Source organism: Asaccharospora irregularis DSM 2635, from assembly GCF_900129815.1.
Taxonomy (GTDB): Bacteria; Bacillota; Clostridia; order Peptostreptococcales; family Peptostreptococcaceae; genus Asaccharospora; species Asaccharospora irregularis.
Genome location: NZ_FQWX01000020.1, coordinates 1 through 25,576 on the forward strand (window position 1 = coordinate 1; position 25,576 = coordinate 25,576).

Here is a 25,576-nt window from a genome sequence, read left to right on the forward strand (position 1 = left end):
ATACAATTTATCTTTGTGTGATAGGCTGGGTAGAGGTAATTTGACAGAGCAAACTATTAAAGAAGAGAAAAAACGTCTAAATAACTTTAGAGAATATTGCGAGAAGGAAGTAAGCGGGGGACTTTAAATGAAATTATTTAAGTTAGCAATTTTAGCAGTATCAACAATTTTTTTATTTACTGGATGTAGTGAAGATACACAATCTCCAGAACAGCTAGCAAAAAAACCTATATATAATGAAGAAAAAGAGATATTATATAAAGGGATAAATCAATTATTACCTCAAAATTCTTCATTAATACTACCGTCTAATTCAAAGGAAGTAGGAAAAATCAATAAAGTTGATTTGAATGGAGATAGGGTAAAAGAATTGATTGTATTTGAAAAAAAGGAAAATTTAAACGATAACACAAATGAAGTAGGATTTATGATATTAAGTGAAAGTGAAAATGAATATACAGATAAAGGCAATATTTTGCAAGAGGGAGATTCTATAGAGTATGCTAATTTCTATGATTTAGATAATGATGGAAATAAGGAGATAATATTAGTTATAAAAGAAAACGACACAACCTATATGCATATATATAACTTTGTTGACGATGAAATAAAAAAAATCTGTAGTTATGGATCTGAGTGGATTGAAAATAGCGAAGATTTTCACGATATGAAGGTAAAGATAGGATATGTAGACGATGATAATATTTTAGATATATTAATATTAAACCTAAATCCAAAAAACAATGAAATGTATGCTAGTATAGTTAATTTTGATAAAAATATTAAGCTAAAGGACTATGTTAAGTTTGAAAATGTAAAAAATTTAAACAATTCATATATTACTATTGATAATGTTGCAAAACTTACAAAAGATAAAATGGTAAAGGGAGTAATATTAGATATCCCGAATATTAAAGACAATACTTATATAACACAGATATTATATCTTAAAGATGGAAAACTCTATAAGGCTTTTAGTGACTACGATAGAAATATAGCTAAGGCTTATTATATTCCTGCAGAAGATATAAATAAAGATGGTATTATTGATATACCTATAGTAGTTGGAACTGGCAATACATACAACATAAAATCCTCGGTAAATACAAGTTGGTATAGATGGAATGGTAAGATGGACGAGTCATCTGGATTATTATTTACTAGTCAAATATACTATAGTTATCAGTATAATTATAAATTATTAATACCGAATAATTTGGTAAATAAAATAATAATAGAACCAGAGTACTCTAATGATAATGTATTATTTAAATTTTATTATTATGATATAGTAAATGGAAAGCCTAAGAAATTATTTACTATATCGGCAGAAAATAAAGTTGTTGCAGATGATAGTAAAGGTACTGGTACAAAGACTACTACTGTTCTTGAGGAGACTGAGGATTATAGATTTGTGTTATATCCAAATAATATAAAAGAAATGGAAAGGCTAGACATTACTAATTCTGCATTAAGAGAGTATTTCTCATTAATATATGAATAGTATCTATTGGGAGGACTTTGAATATGAAGGAAAAAATACTTATATTAGAAGATGAAATAGGAATTAGAAGTTTTGTTAGTATAAACTTAAAAAGAGAAGGTTATGAAATAATAGAGGCAGGAACTGGACAAGAAGCTATAGAAAAGATGAAAACAGAAGAAGGAATAAAAATAGCGTTATTGGATGTAATGCTTCCAGATATAAGCGGTATAGAAGTATGTAAGTTTATAAGACAAAATTTTGACCAAGTTGGAATAATAATGTTGACAGCTAAGGCACAAGAGGATGACAAAATAGAAGGATTTATATCTGGGGCTGATGACTATATTATAAAACCGTTTAGTATAAAAGAATTATTAGTTAGAGTATCTGCCCTAATTAGAAGGGTCAGCAAAGATGAATCTCAGACTAAAAACAATCAAATAGTGTCTCCACCATTTGTACTTGATATAGACAAGAGAAAATTATTCAAAAATAATGAGGAAATAGAACTTACACCGACAGAGTTTTCAATAGTAAAATACCTAATATCTAATGCAAAACAATCACTAAGCAGAGATCAAATATTAGATGAGGTTTGGGGAACTAACTACCTATATGATTTTAAAATAGTAGATGTAAATATAAGAAGAATAAGAAATAAAATAGAGGATGACCCATCAAAGCCAAAATATATACAAACTATTTGGGGTTATGGATACTGTTTTAGAAAGGAAGAATAATAGTGCTACATTTTGAAGGCTTAAGAAAAAAAGTAATAAAAAACTATTTCACTATAATTATTATAACTGTTACTTTATTTGAAGGATTATTCATGTTATATATTCAAAATTATTACTATGATTCTGTAAGACAGTTATTAAAATCTCAAGTTGACTATACAAATAATGTATATAATACAGTAACTATGGAAACAACAAGCTTTGAGAACAAAATAAATAAAATCTTTGAAATTCAAAGTGTAGAAAATAACCCCCGCTTTGGGATTCAGATAATAGACAAAAACAGGAATATAATAATAGATCAATATAGCTTTAATACTGAAGAAAAAGCGGAGTATGAGGATGTTGAAAACGCCTTAAGGGACTCAAAACATCTAACTCCATATACTTACAAAATAGAGGATACAGGGGAGCATGTTATGAGTATTTCAGCGCCTCTAAAGGTAAACAATATTGTAGAAGGAGTTGTAAGATATACAGTTTCTTTGGACCGAATTGATAATGCTATATTTAAGGTTGAAATAGGGCTTATATTAGCAGGTATATTTATTTTGCTTATTGCAATATCAATAAGTCTTAAATTTGCTGAAACTCTAATAAGACCACTTAGAGAATTAAAACAATTTGCCAATGAATTAGCCCATGGGAACTACAGTATAAAGCTAAAAAATACTAATATCCCAAATGATGAGATAGGTGATTTGGCTCAAACTTTTGAACATATGGCATCAGAAATAGACAAAAGTGAAAAATTAAAAGAAGAGTTTATATCATCTGTATCACATGAACTAAGAACACCTCTAACATCTATAAAAGGTTGGAGTGAAACACTCGGATATGATGGTATAACAAAAGATGAGTTGGATTTAGGGCTGGGTATTATCCAGGATGAGACTGAAAGACTTATAAAACTGGTTGAGGAACTTCTAGATTTTTCACGCCTTTCTTCAGATAGAATAAAACTTCAGATAGATATTGTCGACATAAAGGCATTGGCTACTGGAGTAGTAAACCAACTTAGAGTAAAAGCAGATGAAAAAGACATAGCTTTAATTGCTGAATTTGAAACCGAGAATATAGTAAGTGTTCAGGGGGACAAAAACAGACTAAGACAGGTACTTATAAATCTGATACAGAATTCAATTAAATTCACTAAAAACGAAGGCTACATAAAGGTAATAGTATCACAAGATGATACGTATACGACTGTAAAAGTTGAAGACAATGGAGCAGGAATAGAAAAACAAAATCTAACAAAGGTATTAGATAAATTTTTCCAAGAAGATTACAACAAAGCAGGAAGTGGTTTAGGACTAGCTATAAGTAACGAAATAGTTAAGTTACATGGCGGTGAAATGTCTATAGAAAGTGAAAAAGACTTAGGAACATGTATAACATTTACAATAAAAAATAAACTAATAGAATCAATTTAAACTTTGATTAAATTTTGAAAAGAGGAAAACATGAGAAATATAAAAATGGTAGTAGCATACGATGGTTCAAGATACAAAGGATTTCAAAGACTTAGAGATAACGATATGACAATACAGGGAAAACTAGAAACAGTTCTTAGTAAAATGACAGGTGAAGAAATAGAGATAATCGGATCTGGAAGAACAGATATGGGTGTTCATTCACATGGTCAGGTTGTAAATTTCAAGACTAAGTTTGAAGATTCTATACCTAAAATGCAAAGATATCTGTATGAGTACTTGCCAGAGGATATTGTAGTAAAAGAAATGGAAGAAGTTGATGAGAGATTTCACTCAAGATATAATGTAAAGACAAAAACTTATCTATATAAGATAGACAATAATAAATTCCACGATCCTTTTACTAGGAAATATGCACTACATATAAATAAAAAATTAAATTTAGAATTGATGATAGAGGCCAGTAAATATCTAGTTGGCGAGCATGATTTCACAAGCTTTGCATCATCTAAATCTAAAAAGAAGTCTAATATAAGAGAAATCTACGCTATAAATATAAAAGAAAATAAAAATCTAATAGAAATTTATATAGAGGGAAATGGATTTTTATATAATATGGTTAGAATAATAGTAGGAGCTCTTATAGAAGTTGGATTAGGGAAAAAGAAACCAATAGATATAAAGGAAATGTTAGAACTTAAGGATAGAACCAAAGCATCAGAGACAGCACTTGCAAAAGGATTATCTCTATACAAAGTAAAATATTAGAACAAAAAATAGCTTTCTATGATAATTTCTAAATAAATAGATTTTATCATAAAAAGCTATTTTGATTTTTATTTTAAGTATTTAAAAGGATATTAGAAAATATGATTTAAATCACATCTCTCACTTTCGACTATATTATCTAAAGCCATTTTGATTAGTTCAATCTGTTCAAATGATAGTGGCTTGTCATTCAGTGAAATAGCCTTATCTAAAATATTTAGATTACGAGATACATTATTGAAATATTCGTGATTTAAAAGTTTGTACCAAATATTTTTTTCTTTATGCCAAGATTTTGTTAAATCTTCAAGATCTTCTTTAGCATCATCCCAATTGTTTTCGATTATATGATTTTCAATTACGCTTATTTTATTTTCATATTTAGTTGAAAAATTTTCGATTTCTGTATTTATATAAAAACCTAGAAATAAAAATATAAAAGTCCATGTTAAAACTGAAAATAAAGACTTCAAAATTTAATCACCTCGATTGAGTTTAACTTTGTTTTTTCTGGATAAATATTTTGTCATTTTCATCTAAAACACATATTAATACGTCTTTTATATTATCAGCATTGTGTGATTTTAGAGTGCTTATTAGCCAATTTTTATCCTTAGCAAGCATATCAAGATTCTCGTCTATAATTTTACCATCAAGAACTAATACTAAAGGTAGATGTTTAAATTCCTTAGTTGGAGTACTATTATATTCAGACGAAGGGAGTACACTAAGGTTTCCGTCTGTTTCCAGTATTGCATATTGAACATCCTTAATATGAAAATAACCTTCTATTCTAAGTTGCTCTAATAACTCATCTATACTTATTCTCTCTTTTTTTAACTCCTTGTAATTAATTTTGCCCTTACTAATTAAGACAGATGGCTTCCCAGATAAAAGTGCGGCAAAACTTCTGCTTTTTAAGCACAAATATGAGATTAAAGTCTGCATAAGTACAAGACCAGTTATAGAAGCTATTCCGTAGATAATAGGCAAGCTATTATCCTCCATGGGAAGGGAGGCTACCTCTGCTATTAGCAGTGTTATAACTAAATCATAAGAGTTCATCTCAGCAATTTCGCCTTTTCCCATTACTCTAAGAGCTATTAGAACAGCTAGATATAGTATTATACTTCTAATTAATACAATAACCATAAACTTCTCCTTAAATTATCATAATAACATTAGTATTTACTAAAAAAATATAATAATACCAAGATCTTAGAAGAAAAATTTTACAATGTAATGAATTGATTTACTGTATAATTTAGATAGCAAAAACCTATAAGTAATTAAGATTTGATTTTACTTTAATTGAGAAATTTACTATAAATATGGTATAATTATTCTCATATGCAAAAACAGAACTAGGAGGAATTGACTATGGGAAAAAGAAAGCAAGTACAAGTTCCTATGGAGAAAATAAAAGAACAAGACAGATTTATAGAAGCTGTATCTGAAATAAATTCAAGGTATTATGCTATACATCAGCAAAAGCCTAAGTATTTAATTCAAACATTTGGATGTCAGATGAATGAGCATGACTCAGAAAAATTAAGTGCAATGCTAGAAGATATGGGCTATGTTCAAGGGATGATGGTAGAAGAATGTGAGTTAATAATATATAATACCTGTGCAGTAAGAGAAAATGCAGAATTAAAAGTATATGGGAACCTTGGTCACTTAAAATTAGCAAAAAGAAAAAATCCTGACTTAAAAATTGCAGTATGTGGTTGCATGATGCAACAACCTCATGTAGTAAAAGAGTTAAAATCTAAATATAGACACGTTGATTTAATATTTGGAACACATAACCTGTATAAATTCCCAGAACTATTAGTTAAATCTATAGATTCAGAAAAAATGTTAATTGATGTATGGGACGTTGATGGAGAAGTTGTAGAAGGATTAAGAAGCAATAGAAAATTTGAGTTAAAAGCTTTTGTAAATATAATGTATGGATGTAATAACTTCTGTACTTACTGTATAGTTCCATACACTAGAGGAAGAGAAAGAAGTAGGACTCCAGAAGATATAATAGCAGAAATAAAGGAATTGGTCGCAAACGGTACAAAAGAGGTAACACTACTTGGGCAAAATGTCGACTCATACGGCAAGACTTTAGAAAATCCTATAAAATTTGCTGAACTTCTGCGTATGGTAAATGATATAGAAGGGCTTGAAAGAGTAAGATTTATGACTTCACACCCTAAAGATATATCTGACGAAGTTATATATGCTATGAGGGATTGTGAAAAAGTATGTGAATTTCTACACTTACCAATTCAATGTGGAAGTAGTAGGCTTTTAAATAAAATGAATAGACATTATACAAAAGAATACTATTTAGAAATAATAGAAAAAGCTAAAAAAGAAGTTCCAAATATAGCATTTTCAACAGACCTAATGATAGGATTTCCAGGAGAAACAGAGGAAGATATTTTAGATACTCTAGATGTAGTTGAAAAGGTAAGATATGACTCTGCATTTACGTTTATATATTCTAAAAGAGAAGGAACTCCAGCAGCAAAAATGGAAGATCAGATACCAGATGATATAAAGCATGAAAGATTTAATAGAGTTTTAGAACTTGTAAATAAGATATCTGGCGAGATAAATGCAGAATATGAAGGAAAAACTGTAGAAGTTTTAGTAGAGGGAAGAAGTAAACAAGATGAAACTAAATTTGCAGGAAGAACAAGACAAAATAAACTTGTGAATTTTGAAGGTGGAAATGACGATTTAATCGGTAAGTTAGTAATGGTTGAGATAGTTGAAGCTAAGACTTTTGCATTAAATGGTGTTTTAAAAAAATAGATATATTTGATTGAGATAAAGTGTGCATTTGGAGTGATTAAATATCATTTAAATGCACACTTTTTAACTAGATTCCTAAGAAGTCAAAAAACCAAGAAAATTATACAAAATCCTTGCAGTTATCCCCCATATAATATAATCCTCATACTTATAAAATAAAGTAGGATATACCCCAGTCTCAAACTTATACTCCCTTTTATTAGGGATTATATCATAAGGAAAATCATCACTAGGAACAATCTTAATAGTATTGTTATAAATACTAGGAGGATTTTCTAAAAAATGCTTTATAGGAACAATAAAAACGTGATCTACCTCATCCTCGTTTATATCCAAACAATTCAAGTCCTTTATATAACCCAGATAAGGGTGTATTATATATTTTGCAGGAGTTATAAATAAATCTAGTGAAGAGATTATTTCTATATTATCTTTACAGGTACCAAGTTCTTCACAAGTCTCTCTAATAGCAGCCTTATAAGGGGTTTCATTAGGTTCTATTTTCCCACCAGGAAAAGAAATTTCATTAGGTTGATTTTTTAAATTTTTAGATCTAACTTCAAATAATATGTAATATGAATTATCTTTTTTCACAATGGGAATTAAAACAGAAGCTTTTTTCATTTTTTCTTCGCCATTTATGTAAGGTTTGAAATTTTTAAATTTTTCTTTAAGTTCATCAATCATTATACTCTCCTTTTAAAAATTTAAATGCTTGTATATATATTATAATATAGATATAATATTAAAATATACAAAAAATTAAATAGATCAGGAGAGATTATGAAGACAAAAAATAACTTTTTTTATGGATGGATAGTAGTAATTTGTGCATGTATAGTTATGTCAACTGTTTATGGAATTATATTTAATACGCCGGGGCTATTTGTAAAGTACATATCTAATGATTTAGGTGTATCGAGGTCATTAATTTCTGTTCAAATGGCGCTTATGACTATGACTTTTGCAGTAATATCATTTTTTATAGGAAAGAAAATAGATAAAATAGGAATAAAAAACTCAATGATTTTGGGAACTGTTTTTGCGAGTTTTGGGCTTATAGGTTTTTCATTTGTAGAGTCTTTGCCACTATTTTATATATGTTCTGTAATGACCGGAATCGGTATGGGATTTGCAACATCAGTTCCTGTAAATGTATTGATATCCAAGTGGTTTGAGGAGAAAAGCGGACTTATAACTGGGATAGTACTTTCATTTACTGGTGTGGGTGGATTTTTAGCAACTCAACTGATTAATTTTTTAATTAATACGAGAAGCTGGAGATCAGCGTATATGGCAGTTGGTCTTATATGTTTATTTGTTACCTTACCAATTATAATTATTTTTATAAAAGAAAGTCCAAGTAGTATAGGACAGCAACCTTATGGAGAATCTAAAAATAAAAATTTAAAACTAGATATTAGTGGGTATACATTAAAAGAAATAAAAAATAACAAGCATTTTAAATCGTTACTTTTAGGTGTGTTTATACTTAATTTTATAAACACAGGTCTTTTGTCTCATTTGCCTTCTTTTATAACAGATATAGGACATAGTTCAAATTTTGCAGCTACAATAAATTCTATATTTTTAGTAGGTCTTATGGCGTCAAAATTCTTAATGGGGAATTTATTAGACAAAATAGGTGGAAAAAAGGTATTTTTTATTGGAAGTATATGCTTTGTAATAGTTTTTACTTTATGTACAATTGGAACGAGCAAGCCTATATGTATAGTATTTAGTATTATATTTTCTATTGGGTCCAGTTTGGGGACAGTATCGTTGCCGTTTTTAGCTAGAGACTTATATGGTAAAAAAGACTATGCTTCTATACTAGGGATAATAACCTTTGTAGGAATGATGGGATGTTCTATAGCTTCACCATTTTCAGGATTTATAAATGATACCTTCAATAGCTACAATATAGCCTGGGTAATATATGGATGCTTGGGAGCTACTGTGTATTTATTTATAAAATATGCCTATAAACTAAGATACAATCCAGAAGTAATTGAAAAATAAATATAGATATATATTAGTACAATCAAACAAAGAGTCTTATACTACAATATTTGTTAAAATATGATAATTGTAGTATAATAAAATTTAGATTACATAGTTCAGGGGAGCGAATTAGCTGAGAGGAGATTTTTATCTCGACCCTTTAACCTGTATGGATAATGCCAGCGTAGGGAGAAAACAAGAGTGCTAAACAAACCTATCCCTATGGGATAGGTTTTTATTTTGTATTTTAAAAAATAATATATAAGAAAGGGTGATTAAAGTGGTTATAGCAGATGTTGCAGTAATGCCATTAAGACCTTATAAAGGTGAGGAAGAGATGTACAAGGTAGTGGATGCTTGTATAGAAGAAATACAAAAAAGTGGGCTTAAGTATGAAATAGGAGCTATGAGTACCACTTTTGAAGGCGAATTCGATGAGGTTTTTGATCTTTTAAAGAAGGTTCACAAATTACCATTTGAATTAGGATGTGAAAGAGTTATAACAGTGGCTAGAGTGGATGAAAAATCTGGAGGCTTAACTATAGATGAAAAACTTAAAAATCATAGATAGGATAAAATCCAGCATATATCCAATAACTACATTTTTACTTATATTGGTTATTTGGCAGGTAGTAGTTGAAACTTTAAACATACCACAGTACATATTGCCAACGCCAATAGATATAATAGAGGTATTTTCTAAGGACTACAAAAACTTATACATACATTCATTAGTTACCTTAGAAGAGGCAGTACTAGGATTAATTATAGCAATATCGCTTTCATTGATAGTAGGGGTGATTATGGATTTTATACCTATATTTAAAAAATGTTTTTACCCAATAATGTTAGTGACGCAGATGATACCTACAATAACAATAGCACCACTACTTATAATATGGTTTGGGTTTGGGGAGCTACCTAAAATTTTGATGGTATGCTTAACATGCTTTTTCCCAATACTTGTAAATTTCGTAGATGGAATAGAGAATATAGACAGAGATTATTTGAATTTATTTAAGACTATGCAATCAAACAAAATAAATACTTTTGTACATTTGAAATTTCCTATGTCCATGGACAAGTTTTTCTCAGGTCTTAAAATATCGTCAACCTACGCAGTTATGGCAGCTACTGTTGCAGAATGGTTGGGGGGTACCCAAGGGCTAGGAGTATATATGGTAAGATCTAAAAGTGCATATGCACTTGATAAAGTTTTTGCCTCGACTATAATAGTTGTGATTTTGAGTCTATTATTTGTAGGTGTTTGTGAAAGTATCAAAAAAGTAGTGCTTAAAAAGAACTAAAAATTAATTAAACTTGGAGGTTACCATGAAACTAAAAAAATTAGGTATACTGGGATTAGCAAGTGCACTTATGTTATCAACTCTAACAGGTTGTGCTTCAAATAAGTCAGATAAAAAGAAAGAAGACAGCAAAGAACTTGAAAAAGTAACTATGGTTTTAGACTGGACACCAAATACTAACCATACAGGGTTATTTGTTGCTCTTGAGAATGGATACTTCAAAGAAGAAGGATTGGATGTTGAAATAGTACAACCATCTGATAGTGGAGCTGCTACTTTAGTTGCTACAGGAAAAGCTGATTTTGGTATAAGTTATCAAGAAGAAGTTACTTATGCAAAAACAAGCAAGGATCCACTTCCTATAAAGGCTGTTGCAACCGTTATACAGCACAACACATCAGGGTTTGCATCACCTAAAGAAAAAAATATAACTACACCTAAGGATTTTGAAGGTAAAACTTACGGTGGATGGGGTTCACCATCTGAAAATGCAGTGTTTGAGGCAGTTATGAAGAAAAATGGAGCTGATTTTAGCAAGTTAAATATAGTTGATATCGGTCAAGATGATTTCTTTACAGCTACAAGTAAGAGTATAGACTTTGCATGGATATTTGAAGGATGGGACGGAGTTAATGCAGAGATAATAGGAAAAGAACTAAACTATATCCCAGTAAAAGATTTAGATGAGAGATTAGATTATTACACTCCTTTGATAATATCTAATGAAAAATTATTAAAAGAAAATCCAGAACTTGCAAAGAAATTTTTAAAGGCAACTACTAAGGGTTATGAGTATTCTATAGAAAATCCTGAAAAAGCTGCTAAAATGTTATTAAAACATGCCCCAGAAATAGATGAAAAATTGGCTATAAAGAGTCAGGAGTACCTAGCTGATAAGTACAAAGATGATGCACCTAGATGGGGAGAAATGAAAGACAGTGTATGGAATAATTATACAGAGTTCTTAACTGAATATAAATTAATAGAAAAAGGTATGAAGGCGAGCGAGGCTTATACTAATGAATTCTTACCACAATAAAAAAATAAAAATATCTATAGAAAATTTATGTAAAAATTACGATGACGTAGAAGTTTTAAAAGACATAAATATAAAGGTATATGAAGGTGAATTTGTATCTATCTTAGGGCCAAGTGGATGTGGGAAAAGTACCATATTTAATATAGTAGCAAATTTAACTAGCTATAGTAGTGGCAGTTTAAATATAGATGGAAAACTAAGCTATATGTACCAAAAGGATTTGCTTTTGCCATACAAGACTATAATAGATAATGTTTCTCTTCCTATTATTTTAAAAAAAGAGAAAAAGAAAAAAGCTCACGAGGTAGTAAAACCATACTTTGAAATTTTTGGACTTAGTGGGTATGAATATAAATATCCAAAAGAGCTTTCCGGGGGAATGAAACAAAGGGCAAATTTCCTTAGAACATTTATGAATTCTAATGACATAATGCTTTTAGATGAACCCTTTGGAGCACTTGACTCAATAACGAAAACTTCTATGCAAAAATGGCTATTAGATGTTAAAAAAAAGGTCAACTCTACTATACTTCTTATAACTCATGATATAGATGAAGCTATAATGCTATCAGATAGGGTTTATGTACTATCTAAAAGGCCAGCGGTAGTAAAAAAAGAGTTCTTTATTGATAGAAGTCAGGATAATGAATATAGTTCAGATGACATCTCTAAATTAAAAAAAGAAATACTTGAATTACTTTAGTTTAACTAGAAAATAATGCATGTTCCATATAAATATTTTGGGCATGTATTATTTTTTTGTCCAATATTAATAATACTTAGTAACTGTGATATAATAAATATTTAGAAGCAAAGGAGGTTCGAAGATGCAAATAGATAGAGACAAACTTACTCCAATGATGAAACAGTACTTTGATGTAAAGGATAGATATCAGGACTGTATCCTATTTTTTAGGCTGGGAGATTTCTATGAAATGTTCTTTGAAGATGCAGTTGTAGCTTCAAAAGTACTTGAAATAGCATTGACCGGGAAATCATGTGGGCTTGAAGATCGTGCGCCAATGTGTGGAATTCCATTTCACTCGGCTAATTCGTATATATCAAAGCTTGTAGAAAACGGGTACAAGGTAGCAATAGGAGAACAAATGGAAGATCCTGCTACTACAAAAGGAATTGTAAAAAGAGATGTAATAAGGGTAATAACTCCTGGAACTGTTTTAGAGGGAAATTTACTTGAAAATAAAAAAAACAACTACTTACTAGCTCTGTATAAAGAAGATGAGAATGTAGGACTAACATATGTGGATATAAGTACGGGAGAGGTAAACGCCACATATCTACATTCAAGCAAGGTAGTAGAGGAAATAGCTAAAATACACCCAACAGAAATAATACTAAATGACTTAGGGTTTATGCCAGAAATTAAAGACATAGCAATCCTTAGCAATATATACATAAATGAAAAATTTAGTGAAGAATACTTGGATACGGATATATTAAATAAATATTTTTCAAAAGAGTATTTAAGGAGTTTAAAGTTAGATAATTCTGGCGCAATAAAGTTGAGTTTATCTATACTTTTAAACTATATATACAATACTCAAAAGCAAATAACATCTAATATAAATAATATAAATATATATAATTCATCTGAATTTATGGTACTTGATATGTTCACTAGAGTAAATCTAGAACTAACTCAAACTATAAGAGGAAACAAAAAGAAGGGATCTTTGCTTCATGTGCTTGATAGAACATCTACGGCTATGGGTGGAAGATTGCTTAGGAAATATGTTGAGGAACCGTTGGTAAATAAAAATAAGATAGAAGAGAGATTAAATCTAATAGAAGAGATAAAAAATGATTTTGGGTTAAGAGAAGACTTAAACGATATATTAAAAAATATCTATGATATAGAGAGAATCTGTGGAAAGATAGCATTTGAAAAAGTAACACCAAAAGAGATGATAAACTTAAGAAACTCTATAGAAAAGCTTCCAAACCTAAAGGAAATCATAGATTTATCAACTGCAAAAACACTCAGAGAAAGTATAGAAAATCTAGATACATTAGAAGATATTTACAATTTAATAGATGAGGCTATAATTGAAGAGCCATCAATAACTATCAAAGACGGAAATATAATTAAATCTGAATTTAACAATGAACTAAAGGAACTTAGAGATATATCTAAAAACGGCGCCTTTATGATAAAAGAAGTGGAAAATCGAGAGAGGGAAAAAACAGGGGTTAAATCTTTAAAAGTTGGATTTAATAAGGTTTTCGGATACTATATAGAAATAACAAAGGCAAATTTACAATCAGCAAAAATTGATGATGGATATATAAGAAAGCAAACTCTAAGCAATGCAGAAAGATTTATAACAGGGGAATTAAAAGAGATAGAGGATAAGATACTTAATGCAGAGGAAAAAATAAAAGTATTAGAGTATGAAATATTTGTAGAAATTAGGCAAACTATATATAAAAATATAGATAGAATACAAAAGGTGGCTAAAACAATTGCAAATATAGATGTACTTACATCTCTAGCAACTGTAGCTCATATAAACGGATATATAAAACCAGAAATAAACGAAGAAAATAAGTTGGATATAAGAAATGGACGTCATCCCGTGGTTGAAAATATAATAGGAGAAGAAAATTTCGTACCAAATGATACTTATTTAAACACTGGGAAAAATATAATAAACATAATAACAGGACCTAATATGGCAGGAAAATCCACTTATATGAGGCAGAGTGCAATAATAGTTTTGATGGCACACATAGGCTCGTTTGTTCCAGCTGAGTATGCAAATATATCTGTATGTGATAGAATTTTTACAAGGGTTGGTGCAAGTGATGATTTATCACAAGGTCAGTCTACATTTATGGTTGAGATGACTGAAGTGTCTCAAATACTAAGGAATGCAACAGAAAAAAGCTTAGTGATACTTGATGAAATCGGAAGAGGGACAAGTACCTATGATGGTATAAGCTTGGCATGGTCGATAGTAGAGTATATTCAAAGTCATATAAAATGTAAGACTTTATTTGCTACTCACTATCATGAACTTACAGACCTTGAAAATAAATTTGATGAAGTTAAAAATTATTCAATAGCTGTTAAAGAACAGGGAGAAAGTATAATTTTCCTTAGAAAAATCATTCCACAAGGGGCAGATAAAAGCTATGGAATATACGTTGCGAAACTAGCGAAACTTCCAGATGAGGTAATAGATAGGGCAAAAAATATTTTAAAAGACTTAGAGAAAAACCATGTAGATAATAACATAAATATAAATAAAAAAAGAAGTGAAGATAGAAAAAATTTAGCTGTAGACAATAGAGATAAAGTAATTGAGTTAGAACAAGAAATATTTAGAATTACAAATAATGATTTTAAAAATAAATATGAGGCATTAAGAGCAGAGCACGAAATACTCTTAAAAAATTACAAACACATAAAAGTAGATTATGAAAAATTAGAAGAACAATTAAACAACAAAAAAGAGAGTAGTGAGGCTCAAACTACACAAATAGCATTTGATATTATGAAAAATGATGATACTGATGATATCTTAATAAAAGAAATTTTGGATTTAGATATCTTGAATATGACCCCATTAGATGCAATGAATGTGTTATATAGTCTTCACAAAAAGGCAAAAAACAAATAATATTTAAATTACCTCATGGAGGTGCAAAATGAAAAATAAAATTAATGTATTAGATGATTTGACAATAAATAAAATAGCTGCAGGAGAGGTAGTTGAAAGACCCTCTTCTGTAGTAAAAGAACTTATAGAAAATAGTATAGATGCCAACTCATCTAAAGTTACTATAGAGATAGTTGATGGAGGCAAAAAACTAATTAGAATTACAGATGATGGAATAGGTATTTTATCTAGTGAAGTTGATAAGTCATTTTTAAGACATGCTACAAGCAAGATAAAAAGGTTGGAGGATTTGGATAATTTATATTCTCTAGGATTTAGAGGTGAGGCACTAGCTTCAATATCTTCAGTATCAAAACTAGAGATGATTACAAAAACTAAAGATGAACCTATTGGGACAAAGGTAGTTTTAGAGGGTGGAAAGGTAATATTAAAAGAACCTATAGGATGTGTAAATGGTACTACACTAATAATAAGTGACATATTTTTTAATACACCAGCTAGACAAAAGTTTCTAAAATCAACACATGCAGAAACTATAAATATTAGTGATTTAATAAATAAGCTGGCAATAGGAAACCCCAAAATACAATTTAAATATATAAATAACAATAAACCAATGTTAAATACACCTGGAGATGGGAAACTTATAAATGTAATAAGGAGTGTCTATGGAAAGGATGTAACTGAAAACTTAGTAGAAATAGATTTTAAAAATAATCACTTTGAACTAAGTGGATATATAGGTACAAATAATGTATATAGAGCAAATAAAAATCTTCAACACATTTATATAAACAATCGATTTGTAAAAAGTAAAGTTATATTAGATGCGATATCTGAGAGTTACAAGTCTATTATACCTATAAACAAGCATGCTGTATGTTTTTTAAACTTAAAGGTTAATCCATCTACTATAGATGTAAATATACATCCAAATAAGATGGAGATAAAATTTGAAAGTGAAAAGGAAATATATGTAGAGCTTAAAGACTACTTAAAGGGTAAGTTATTGCAATCTAACCTAGTTGGTATATACAAAAACTATGATGATAAATATGTAAACAAAAAAGAGAATCAGTTATACAATACAGAAAATAACCCAGAAAATAATCCGGACAATAAAGAAGACAATAAAATAGAAGTTGTGACAGTTCCTAAGGATGAGGATTTAAATTCATTTAAATCTGTTAGTGAGGTTTTGGAATCTATAAACAAAAAATCAGAGAGAATGCTAGATACAAAGCTATCAGTTGACAATATAAATAAGGAAAGTTTAAAAATACTAGATAATATAAGCAAGGATTTAGATAATACTGTATCATATAAAGAAGATGACAACAATAGTGAAGATATTGTAGAAGATGAAGGTATTCAAGAGGGATTTTTTGAAGATACGAGTTTTGAAAAAGAAAAGACTTTGCAAAAAAGTACTAAATTTACTCTAAGTGGTTATAATGTAATAGGTGTAGTATTTAATACGTATATAATCCTATGCAAGGAAGATTCTATGTATTTACTAGATCAGCATGCAGCACACGAGAGAGTACTATATGAAAAGTACATGAATAAATTCTATAGCCGAGATATAGACATACAAATGTTAATTGATCCTATAGTAATGGAACTTTCAAGTGTTGATATTTTACAAGTTGAAAAGCACCTAGATTTGTTTTTAAAATTTGGTTTTGAAATAGAGATGTTTGGAAACAATCATATAGTTATAAGGAGTGTACCTAATATATTTGGATTACCAGAATCAGAAAAATTTATACTTCAAATAATAGACAATATAGATGATATAAAAAACAACTATGAGTTAAAGGGCGAGAAGTTTGCATCTATGGCTTGTAGGTCTGCAATAAAGGCAAATGATAAGATATATAATATAGAAATAGACAAGTTATTATCACAAATAGAGGAATGTGAAAATCCTTTTACATGCCCCCATGGAAGGCCTATAATGGTTGAAATATCAAAAAACGAAATAGAAAAAATGTTCAAAAGAATTATGTAAACAGTTAAACTTACAATGAAAATTTAGGGAAGGAATACTATGAATAAGATACCGATTATAATACTTACTGGTCCGACTGCTGTTGGGAAAACGGATTTATCTATAAGACTAGCTAAGAGATTAAATGCAGAAATAATATCGGCTGACTCTATGCAAATATATAAGCATATGGATATAGGGAGTGCAAAGGTTACAAATGAGGAGATGGATGGAGTAAAACACCATATGATAGACGAAGTAGATCCAGATTTTGCATTTTCTGTCTCTGAATTTCAAAGAAGGGCTGATATTTATATAGAAAAAATCAATAAAGAAGGCAAAAATGTTTTAGTAACAGGAGGGACAGGTCTTTATTTAAATTCTTTAATATATAAGATGGATTTTGCCAAATCCAGTGCAGACAATGAACTAAGAGACAAATTATCAATTGAACTAAAAGAAAAAGGTATAGACCATATGCACAACAAACTAAAAGAGTTAGATGAAGAAGCTGCAAATAGAATACATAAAAACAACACAAAAAGGGTTATAAGAGCACTAGAAGTATGCCTTAGTGGCAAGAAGATGAATGACTTTTCTAGTGATTTAAAATTTAATGAAAAATATGAACCTATAATAATAGTCTTAAACAGAGACAGAGAACATTTATATGAAAGAATAAATAAACGTGTAGATATAATGCTGGAAAATGGACTTATAGATGAAGTAAAAGACCTTTTAGATAGGGGATACACTAAGGACATGATATCTATGCAGGGTATAGGATACAAAGAGATAATAAAGTATTTAAATGGAGAGTATAGCTATGATGAAGCTATAGAAATAATAAAAAGGGATTCAAGAAGATATGCAAAAAGGCAAATAACTTGGTTTAAAAGGTATGACTTGGCTAAATGGTTTGATTTAGACAAATACGAGGACATTAAATTACTTGAAGAAGATATAATACTTCATGTTGAAAATTTATTATAAGTTCTATAAAATAGAAGATAGTAAATATACTAAAAAATAAAGATTGTGAATAGTATGGAGTTTGAAAATAACTAATATTTAATTTTTGGGAGGAACCAATCTAATGAAAAATTCGGTTTTAAATCTACAGGACTTATTTCTAAACAATGCAAGGAAAGAGAAAGTAGCAGTGGTTATATACTTGGTTAATGGGGTTCAGGTAAAAGGGTATGTTAGAGGATTTGACAGTTATATAATATTAGTAGAAGGGGAAAACAGACAGCAAAATATGATATATAAACATGCAGTGTCTACTATACAACCTGCTAAGTATATAAATTTACAAAACCAAAATCAACAACAGTTTAATGGATACAACAATAATAATAAATAGATAGAAAATAGAGGGATACCAATTTTACTTAGAGGTATCCCTTTTTATGTTATTTATCTTTAATATTTTTTATAGCAGTGTTTGCAAAATCCGTATTAACTATATCTTTGTAAGGAGGTTCTTTATCAAGTTCTCCAGCTTCTTTCATAACATTCATAAGACGGTTTAAACTTTCTTCTTTTAATACAGGATCTTGAGACCAAGCATCTATTGATTTATATCTATCAACAACTTTGACTAAATCATCTAAAGCTATATCTTCAAAGAATGGTTGCATTGCCTTGGCAACATCTTCACTAGAAGATTTTTGAACCCATAATTGACCTTTATAAACTGCATTAGTAAATCTTTGTACTAAGTCTTTATTGTCCTTTATAAATGATTTAGTAGTAGAATAAGCTGTAAAAGGAATTTCTCCAGCATCTTCACCTATAGATGCAACAACATATCCAGTTTTGTCTTTTTCCATTGCTGTAGCAGTTGGTTCAAATGCAGTAGTGTAGTCTCCTTCTCCACCAGCAAAAGCACCGGCCATTACCCCAAATTGAATATCTGTTCTTACTTTTGCTTCTCCAGCTGAAGTGTTTTCACCCATATCAATACCCTTTTCTTTTAGAAGGTACTCTAATGTCATTAGTGGAACTCCACCTTTTCTTCCGCCTAGAATTTCCTTACCTTTTAAGTCTTCATAAGAAAAATTATCTGATTTTTCTCTTGCAACTAAAAAGCTTCCATCTCTTTTAGTAAGTTGAGCAAAGTTTACTGCGTAGTTTTCATTTCCTTGGTTATAAACATATATAGAGGCTTCAGGTCCCATCAAACCTATTTGAGCTTCTTCTGAAATTAGGGCAGCCATAGTTTTATCAGCACCCTGAGTATTTATAAGGTCGACCTTAATACCTTCTTCTTCAAAAAAACCTTTAGTTATAGCTGCATATTGAGGCGCATAAAAAACAGAATGAGTAACTTCTGCAATGGTAACATTATCTAGCTTTTTATTTTCAGCACTTTGAGAGCTACATCCAGTTAAACATACTGATCCTAAAGCCACAGAACTGACAATTGCTATAATTTTTTTAAACATACATAAACCCCCCTTAAAAAACCTATACTATATAATATCTATAATGGGTATAATTGTTACAAATAATTAAATTCCTAGTAGGTAAAAAACGATCGACTAAATAATTAAATAAAAATACAAAATTTTACAAAAATTAAAATCATTCTGTATAAATTTCAAGTATATATCATAAAATTGGTTATTGTAGTATAATATATTTGCATTTAAAAGGAAATATATTTTTATAGGAGAGATACAATATGAAAAATATAGTTAGTGTAAATTGGTTAAAAGAAAATTTAAATAAGCAAAATTTAGTAGTGGTTGATTGTAGATTCGACTTAATGGACAAGGAGTACGGTAAGAGAAGTTACGAAAAGGAACATATAAAAGGGGCAGTAAGAGTCGATTTAGAAAAAGATTTATCAAGCGAAGTTAGAGAACACGGAGGAAGACATCCCCTTCCAAAAATAGAGAAATTAAAAGAAACTTTTGAAAATATAGGGATAAGTAATGAGTCTATAGTAGTTGCCTATGATGAAGGTGACTTAGCAGGACCTGCTAGACTTTGGTGGATACTAAAGTATTTAGGACACAAAGAAGTATATGTATTAAATGGTGGAATAGAAGCATTTAAATCAGTAGGCGGAGAAGTTACATCAGATGTAGAGCCTATAGAAAAATCAGAATTTAAAGTCAACGTTAATAAAGATATGATTGTAGATATGGAATATGTAAAAGATAGAATCGACAATGAAAGAGTAGCTATAGTTGATTCTAGAGAAAATAAAAGATATATTGGTGAATTTGAACCAGTAGACAAAAGAGCAGGTCATATACCAGGGGCTTTAAATTACTTCTGGATGGATATATTAGATAAAGCTGAAGATGGATTTACTATAAAATCACAAGATAAACTAAAAGAACTTTTTAGTAAATTAAATGATTATGATGAAGTTATAGTTTATTGTGGATCAGGGGTAACAGCATGCCCAAATAGCTTGGCACTTACAGAGGCTGGAGTAAATCACAAACTTTATGCAGGTAGTTATAGTGATTGGATAAGTTATGAGGAAAATACTGTAGATACAATATAATAAATAATATATATAAATATATATATACGATAAATTTAAACACAGGAAATTTGCTCTTAAATTTAAAATACGGAGTAAACTTCTTGTGTTTATATTTTTTTAACAATAATAGGAATAAAGATATATTTTTGATGTAATATATATAAATAATATAAAAAAGTTGGTGTTAATATTGCATATTTTAAATTTAGAAACTAATGAAGTTATAAATGGAACTAAGAGTTTTAGTAGAAAGTTTTATAAAAAGGATAATTCATATCTTATGTTAACGACACCTAAGAACTTAAGATTATTTAAAAAGCCTTTAGATATAGATGAGGTTACATTTGAGGAATGTTTGGAATTTGATGAGGTTATAAAGCTAGATTTATTTGATGACTATGATTTTTTAAGTCTAAATACATTTGAACTCTTAGGTGAAAAGTATGAAGTCAAAGAAGTGAATATATATCTATCAGAAAATTTTATACTTGTTGTTGTTGATGAAGATCACTTCTTGTATAAATTTATAAAAAATATAATAACTAAAAAACTACATATGGAAGAAAACCCTACAGTTTCTCTTTTCAAAATCAACTATTTAATTTTCAATGAGATAATAGTGCATGAATTTGAATCATTGGAAAAAGTTGAGGATATGATACTAGAGATAGAAGATGACATACTAGATGAAAAGTCTGATATTCAAATTACAAGAATTAATGATATAAGATCGATGACTAGAAAAATAGTGAAAAACACAAGACCTTTATTATATATAGGTGATAGGATAGTTAAAGGAAATATAAGATACCTAAAGTATTCTGATGTAAAAAAATTTAACTTAGAAAACGTACAAGGTATAGATTTTGGAATAGATAAACTATACAATTTTGCAATATCCACTAGAGAACTGGCAGATAAATTACTAGATATTTACTCATCCCGTATGGCAGAAGAGACAAATTCATTGATAACTAAACTAACAGTATTAACTGGGATATCTGCACCACTAACAATAATTACAGGGATTTACGGGATGAATTTTAAGTATATGCCAGAGCTCAATTGGGTTTATGGTTATCCTTTAATATTACTAGGAATGGCTGGTATAGTTATAGTGGGGATTATAATTTTTAAAATAAAGAAAATATTATAGAATAGATTATTTATAATATTTTCATTAGAATAGATTATTTATATTCAATAGGTTTATATTTAGGTGATTTATGTTTAGTATATTAAAATTAAAATAAGTTAAAGTATATAATTAAGTACATTATTATATATATATTGCCAATAATATAGTTATGATTATTAATTATAACTAGAGGTGTAAAATGGAAAAATTAAAAGAAGTATTATTAGCAGATATTCCAAATTTTAGAGAACAGTGTTTAAAATTTCTAAATAGAGAAAGTTCAAAAATGGATTATAAAGGTTTTTCTGGAGGATACGGTGTTTATGCACAGGGAAATCAAGAGTCATTTATGATTAGACTTAGGGTGTCTTCTGGGGTAGTATCTAGAGAACAGTTACGTACAATTTATGATTTTGTTAAAGAGTACAATTTAGATGGAATTCATCTCACAACTAGACAGGCTATACAGCTTCATAATCTAGATGTTGACTCAGTATGTAAGATAATGGAAGAGGGAATAAAAAAGGATATATTCACAAGGGGAAGTGGAGGTAATTACCCTAGAAATGTAGGTTTGTCCCCGTTATCTGGAGTTGATCCTGATGAAGCATTTGATGTAACACCTTATGCTGTTGCTACAGATAAATATTTTATGAATAAGATTACTACATATAATTTGCCAAGAAAATTAAAAGTATCTTATTCTAGTTCAAAAAAAGATGAGGCACATTGTACAGTACAAGACTTAGGATTTATAGCAACACTAAAAGATAACAAACCATATTTTAGTGTTTTTGTAGGCGGAGGTTTGGGTAGAAATCCTGCTGTAGGTCTAGAACTTGAAGAACTTATAGACCCTAGCGATGCCCTTTATTATGTAGAAGGATTAACTAAACTTTTTATGGACGAAGGTGACTACAAAAACAAGTCTAAAGCTAGAGTTAGATATATGGTTTCAAAGCTTGGAAAAGATTTATTCTTAGAAAAATTTAGGGAATATGTAAAAAGGGAAAAAGAAAAAGGAAGTTTAAGTCTCAATCCAGTTCCTATAGAATATCCTGACTTAGGAATAGAAACTCAAATAAAGGATCCAAGACTATTTAATCAAAAACAAAAAGGGTTTTATAGTGTTTATATACATCCAATAGGAGGTCAGTTATTACGAACAGATTTAGAGAAAATACTTAATGAGTTGGATAAAACAAAGTATGCCTCAGTAAGATTGGCAATGACCGAGGGAATATACTTAATAAATTTAGATGGAAAAGAAGCTGAAAGAATTTTGGATATAAGCAACTCAATAAGTGGTAATACTAGTTTAGAAAAGAGTGTATCTTGTATAGGTGTGCCTATATGCCAAATGGGAGTTCAAAACAGCCAAAAAAATCTAAGATCAATAATAGATTACTTTAAAAAACAAACCAATGGAGATAACACTATTTTAAATGCGATGCCTAGAATCTATATATCGGGATGTCAGAACTCATGTGGAGTTCATCAAATAGGAGGAATTGGGCTAACAGGTAAGATGAAAAAAATAGATGGAGAACTTACAGATGCGTTTGAATTATATGTAGATGGAGAATTTGGATTAAATAAAACTAGATTAGGTAACTCATTAGGCGATTTTAAAGCTAGCGATTTGCCGGAAATTTTATTTGATATAGGTAAAAGTGTAGCATCTAGTGGAGAGGGTTTTTATGAATGGCTATATAAAAACCCTAGTGAAGTTATAAGTATAACTTCCAAATATAAAGTATAAATAGCAGACATTATCTATTTGAATCTAAGTGAATGCCCATTTTCCTTAAGCCAATGTCTTTTAACTTTATAGTCTGGCACAATATTTTCTACTAATTTCCAGAAGTTTTTGGAGTGGTTCATTTCAATAAAATGGCAAAGTTCATGTACGAGAACATAGTCTATTATATCTATAGGGGCTAGAAGCAGATTATAATTTATGTATATATTGCCAAGAGATGAGCAACTCCCCCAACTGGTTTTTTGACATTTAACCTTTATCTTTTTAGGATAAATACCTAATTTTTTGGCATAAATAGAAACTCTCTCACCTATATCTATAGTTCCTTGTTTAATATAATAATCTATTAGCAGTTTGCTTACAATTTCTGATTGATTTTTATCTGAGTTAATATTTAATATAAATTTATTATCTATCACTTCCAATGATTGGAGTGATATTTTTTTTTCTAAATTATGTTTTATTATATTTATTTGATATTCTTTGCCCATATAGGATATTTTACTTTTATCATCTAGACTAAATTTAGATGAGTTTTTCTCGATATTTTTAAAAGTTATTATTTTATTAAAAATCCAATTGGACTTAGATTTCACAAAATCATGTATAAATTTATCAGTTGTATAACTAGGGGCAACTACACTAACTACACCTGGATACTTTACATATAGTGAGATATTTTTTTTCGTAGATTTTTTTGTTATAGTGTATTTTACACTCATATTTTTATAGTTTAGTTTGTACAAAATGTTCCTCCTTTATAGGTCTTATACTAGATATTATACTTATATAGTTTCATATAAACAATGTAAAAAGCAATAAATGCTTCTATACTTAGTTATTAGTTTACTTGACTGAAAATGAAATTTGTAAATTATAAAGGAAAAGTATCTATCTTTGTAGAAATACAATTAAAAAAGGGAGGCGAGAAGAATAAGTTTAGTAGGAAATACCTTAAAAATGATGGTACTTTTGCAAAGCAGGGGTAAGATGAAATGCAAAGATCTAGCACGAGAATTAGAGGTTAGTGAAAGGCAGATACAAAAGTATAAAACATATCTAGATGAAGCTGGTATATTCATTATATCTAAATATGGAGCATACGGGGGATATGAAATTGATAAGAGTAACAGTATATCAAATATCAGTATATCATTTGAAGAACTAATAGTTTTAGAATCTATAAGTGAAAAATTAAAGTATAGTAATGATATATATCAAAAAAAATTTAGTGATATTGTTGAAAAAATAAAATTAGTATCAAAGACAGATGAAGAAATCACACCAATGAATTATTTCACTATTCAATCAAAATGCAATTACAATCATGAATTTCAGAGAAAGAAATATGCAGATATAACTTTATCCTATATAACTAATAAAAAACTAAAAATAAAATATTATTCTATTAATTCTGGACATACCATAAGAACAGTTCATCCATATGGTCTTTTTAATTATAAAGGAGACACATACATGGTTGCATTTTGTGAGAAACGAGATAAATTTATAGATTTTAAAGTTTGCAGAATATCGGACTATACTATTTTAGAAGAAAAGTACAAAATAGATAAAACTTTTAGCTGGAGAGAATATAGTAAAAATAGTATAGGAATATATAAAGATGATGAAATTGATATTATTTTAAAAGTTAAATATCCATTTTCAATTATTATAAGTGAGAAAGTATGGGTAGAAAATCAGAAAATTATTGAATGTGAAGATAACTCTATAATATTTAAAGCTAAAATACGAGGATACACAGAAATAAAGAGTTGGGTTTTAAGTATGGGATCAAATGTAGAAGTTATAAAACCAGATAAATTAAAAAGTGACATAATAATGGAAATAGAAAAAATGAAAAATATATACTAAATTTTACAAATTAATTTTTAATCCCTTAGCTATAGTTCGGGGATGGGTGATAATATTGTGTTATA

The 25,576-nt window shown here is 29.1% G+C and carries 23 protein-coding genes and 1 riboswitch; of the genes, 18 read left to right on the top strand and 5 right to left on the bottom strand.

The window, feature by feature from the left end; all coding sequences use genetic code 11:
• Nucleotides 1–127 precede the first annotated feature (127 nt).
• Genes BUB34_RS08525 through truA form a run of 4 tightly spaced genes read left to right on the top strand, consistent with a single transcriptional unit; the run spans nt 128 to nt 4,427 of the window.
• Entirely contained in the window at nt 128–1,504 is a 1,377-nt protein-coding gene (locus BUB34_RS08525; protein ID WP_073126445.1) for a hypothetical protein, read from the top strand.
• Nucleotides 1,505–1,527: 23 nt separating this feature from the next.
• Nucleotides 1,528–2,226, top strand: coding sequence for a cell wall metabolism DNA-binding response regulator WalR (walR, locus tag BUB34_RS08530; RefSeq protein WP_073126447.1), 699 nt, complete (start codon nt 1,528–1,530; stop codon nt 2,224–2,226).
• A gap of 2 nt (nt 2,227–2,228) precedes the next feature.
• Nucleotides 2,229–3,659, top strand: a complete 1,431-nt coding sequence (locus tag BUB34_RS08535) for a sensor histidine kinase (RefSeq protein ID WP_084120320.1) — start codon at nt 2,229–2,231, stop codon at nt 3,657–3,659.
• A 30-nt stretch (nt 3,660–3,689) separates the two neighbouring features.
• On the top strand, nt 3,690–4,427 hold the full coding sequence (gene truA / locus BUB34_RS08540; RefSeq protein ID WP_073126451.1) for a tRNA pseudouridine(38-40) synthase TruA: 738 nt from the start codon (nt 3,690–3,692) through the stop codon (nt 4,425–4,427).
• 92 nt (nt 4,428–4,519) lie between these two features.
• Here the strand turns inward: truA and BUB34_RS08545 are convergent, their stop codons facing one another.
• Complete coding sequence (locus BUB34_RS08545) at nt 4,520–4,900, bottom strand: DUF4363 family protein (RefSeq protein ID WP_073126453.1); 381 nt, start codon at nt 4,898–4,900, stop codon at nt 4,520–4,522.
• Between the two features lie 22 nt (nt 4,901–4,922).
• Nucleotides 4,923–5,579: a DUF421 domain-containing protein gene (locus BUB34_RS08550; protein ID WP_073126454.1), complete on the bottom strand. Its 657-nt coding sequence runs from the start codon at nt 5,577–5,579 to the stop codon at nt 4,923–4,925.
• Nucleotides 5,580–5,807: 228 nt separating this feature from the next.
• Between BUB34_RS08550 and miaB the strand changes: the two genes are divergently transcribed.
• Entirely contained in the window at nt 5,808–7,241 is a 1,434-nt protein-coding gene (gene miaB, locus BUB34_RS08555; protein ID WP_073126456.1) for a tRNA (N6-isopentenyl adenosine(37)-C2)-methylthiotransferase MiaB, read from the top strand.
• A 75-nt stretch (nt 7,242–7,316) separates the two neighbouring features.
• Here the strand turns inward: miaB and BUB34_RS08560 are convergent, their stop codons facing one another.
• A complete protein-coding gene (locus BUB34_RS08560; protein WP_084120324.1) occupies nt 7,317–7,928 on the bottom strand; it encodes an NUDIX hydrolase in 612 nt (203 codons plus the stop codon).
• 96 nt (nt 7,929–8,024) lie between these two features.
• Between BUB34_RS08560 and BUB34_RS08565 the strand changes: the two genes are divergently transcribed.
• The 9 genes from BUB34_RS08565 to hfq all read left to right on the top strand — a co-directional run bounded on the left by BUB34_RS08565 (nt 8,025) and on the right by hfq (nt 18,594).
• On the top strand, nt 8,025–9,263 hold the full coding sequence (locus BUB34_RS08565) for an MFS transporter (RefSeq protein ID WP_073126460.1): 1,239 nt from the start codon (nt 8,025–8,027) through the stop codon (nt 9,261–9,263).
• A 90-nt stretch (nt 9,264–9,353) separates the two neighbouring features.
• Nucleotides 9,354–9,453: riboswitch (TPP riboswitch) on the top strand.
• Nucleotides 9,454–9,525: 72 nt separating this feature from the next.
• Nucleotides 9,526–9,816, top strand: coding sequence for an MTH1187 family thiamine-binding protein (locus tag BUB34_RS08570; protein WP_073126462.1), 291 nt, complete (start codon nt 9,526–9,528; stop codon nt 9,814–9,816).
• A complete protein-coding gene (locus BUB34_RS08575) occupies nt 9,791–10,552 on the top strand; it encodes an ABC transporter permease (RefSeq protein WP_073126464.1) in 762 nt (253 codons plus the stop codon). Before BUB34_RS08570 ends, BUB34_RS08575 begins: the two co-directional genes overlap by 26 nt.
• A gap of 25 nt (nt 10,553–10,577) precedes the next feature.
• On the top strand, nt 10,578–11,591 hold the full coding sequence (locus BUB34_RS08580; RefSeq protein WP_073126466.1) for an ABC transporter substrate-binding protein: 1,014 nt from the start codon (nt 10,578–10,580) through the stop codon (nt 11,589–11,591).
• Entirely contained in the window at nt 11,572–12,294 is a 723-nt protein-coding gene (locus BUB34_RS08585) for an ABC transporter ATP-binding protein (RefSeq protein ID WP_073126467.1), read from the top strand. The genes BUB34_RS08580 and BUB34_RS08585 overlap by 20 nt, the downstream gene beginning before the upstream one ends.
• 124 nt (nt 12,295–12,418) lie before the next feature.
• Entirely contained in the window at nt 12,419–15,235 is a 2,817-nt protein-coding gene (gene mutS, locus BUB34_RS08590; RefSeq protein WP_073126469.1) for a DNA mismatch repair protein MutS, read from the top strand.
• Between the two features lie 28 nt (nt 15,236–15,263).
• Entirely contained in the window at nt 15,264–17,249 is a 1,986-nt protein-coding gene (gene mutL / locus BUB34_RS08595) for a DNA mismatch repair endonuclease MutL (protein WP_073126471.1), read from the top strand.
• Between the two features lie 39 nt (nt 17,250–17,288).
• A complete protein-coding gene (gene miaA / locus BUB34_RS08600) occupies nt 17,289–18,221 on the top strand; it encodes a tRNA (adenosine(37)-N6)-dimethylallyltransferase MiaA (RefSeq protein ID WP_073126473.1) in 933 nt (310 codons plus the stop codon).
• 103 nt (nt 18,222–18,324) lie between these two features.
• Nucleotides 18,325–18,594, top strand: coding sequence for an RNA chaperone Hfq (gene hfq / locus BUB34_RS08605; RefSeq protein ID WP_073126475.1), 270 nt, complete (start codon nt 18,325–18,327; stop codon nt 18,592–18,594).
• A 49-nt stretch (nt 18,595–18,643) separates the two neighbouring features.
• Here hfq and BUB34_RS08610 read toward each other — a convergent pair whose 3' ends face one another.
• The gene (locus tag BUB34_RS08610) at nt 18,644–19,678 is read right to left on the bottom strand and encodes an ABC transporter substrate-binding protein (protein ID WP_073126477.1); all 1,035 of its coding nucleotides are present in this window, start codon (nt 19,676–19,678) and stop codon (nt 18,644–18,646) included.
• A 239-nt stretch (nt 19,679–19,917) separates the two neighbouring features.
• On the opposite strand from BUB34_RS08610, the gene BUB34_RS08615 reads away from it, so the two are divergent.
• From BUB34_RS08615 to BUB34_RS08625, 3 genes are all read left to right on the top strand, one after another.
• Nucleotides 19,918–20,754 carry a sulfurtransferase gene (locus BUB34_RS08615; protein ID WP_073126479.1) on the top strand — a complete coding sequence of 279 codons (837 nt, stop codon included), beginning with the start codon at nt 19,918–19,920 and terminating at the stop codon, nt 20,752–20,754.
• 163 nt (nt 20,755–20,917) lie between these two features.
• Nucleotides 20,918–21,892: a magnesium transporter CorA family protein gene (locus tag BUB34_RS08620; RefSeq protein ID WP_242948861.1), complete on the top strand. Its 975-nt coding sequence runs from the start codon at nt 20,918–20,920 to the stop codon at nt 21,890–21,892.
• A 181-nt stretch (nt 21,893–22,073) separates the two neighbouring features.
• Complete coding sequence (locus BUB34_RS08625) at nt 22,074–23,636, top strand: nitrite/sulfite reductase (protein ID WP_073126482.1); 1,563 nt, start codon at nt 22,074–22,076, stop codon at nt 23,634–23,636.
• A gap of 14 nt (nt 23,637–23,650) precedes the next feature.
• Here the strand turns inward: BUB34_RS08625 and BUB34_RS08630 are convergent, their stop codons facing one another.
• Nucleotides 23,651–24,382 (bottom strand): M48 family metallopeptidase, encoded by a 732-nt coding sequence (locus BUB34_RS08630; protein WP_073126484.1) that lies wholly within the window; start codon nt 24,380–24,382, stop codon nt 23,651–23,653.
• Between the two features lie 217 nt (nt 24,383–24,599).
• Between BUB34_RS08630 and BUB34_RS08635 the strand changes: the two genes are divergently transcribed.
• Complete coding sequence (locus BUB34_RS08635) at nt 24,600–25,511, top strand: helix-turn-helix transcriptional regulator (protein ID WP_278276712.1); 912 nt, start codon at nt 24,600–24,602, stop codon at nt 25,509–25,511.
• Nucleotides 25,512–25,576 lie beyond the last annotated feature (65 nt).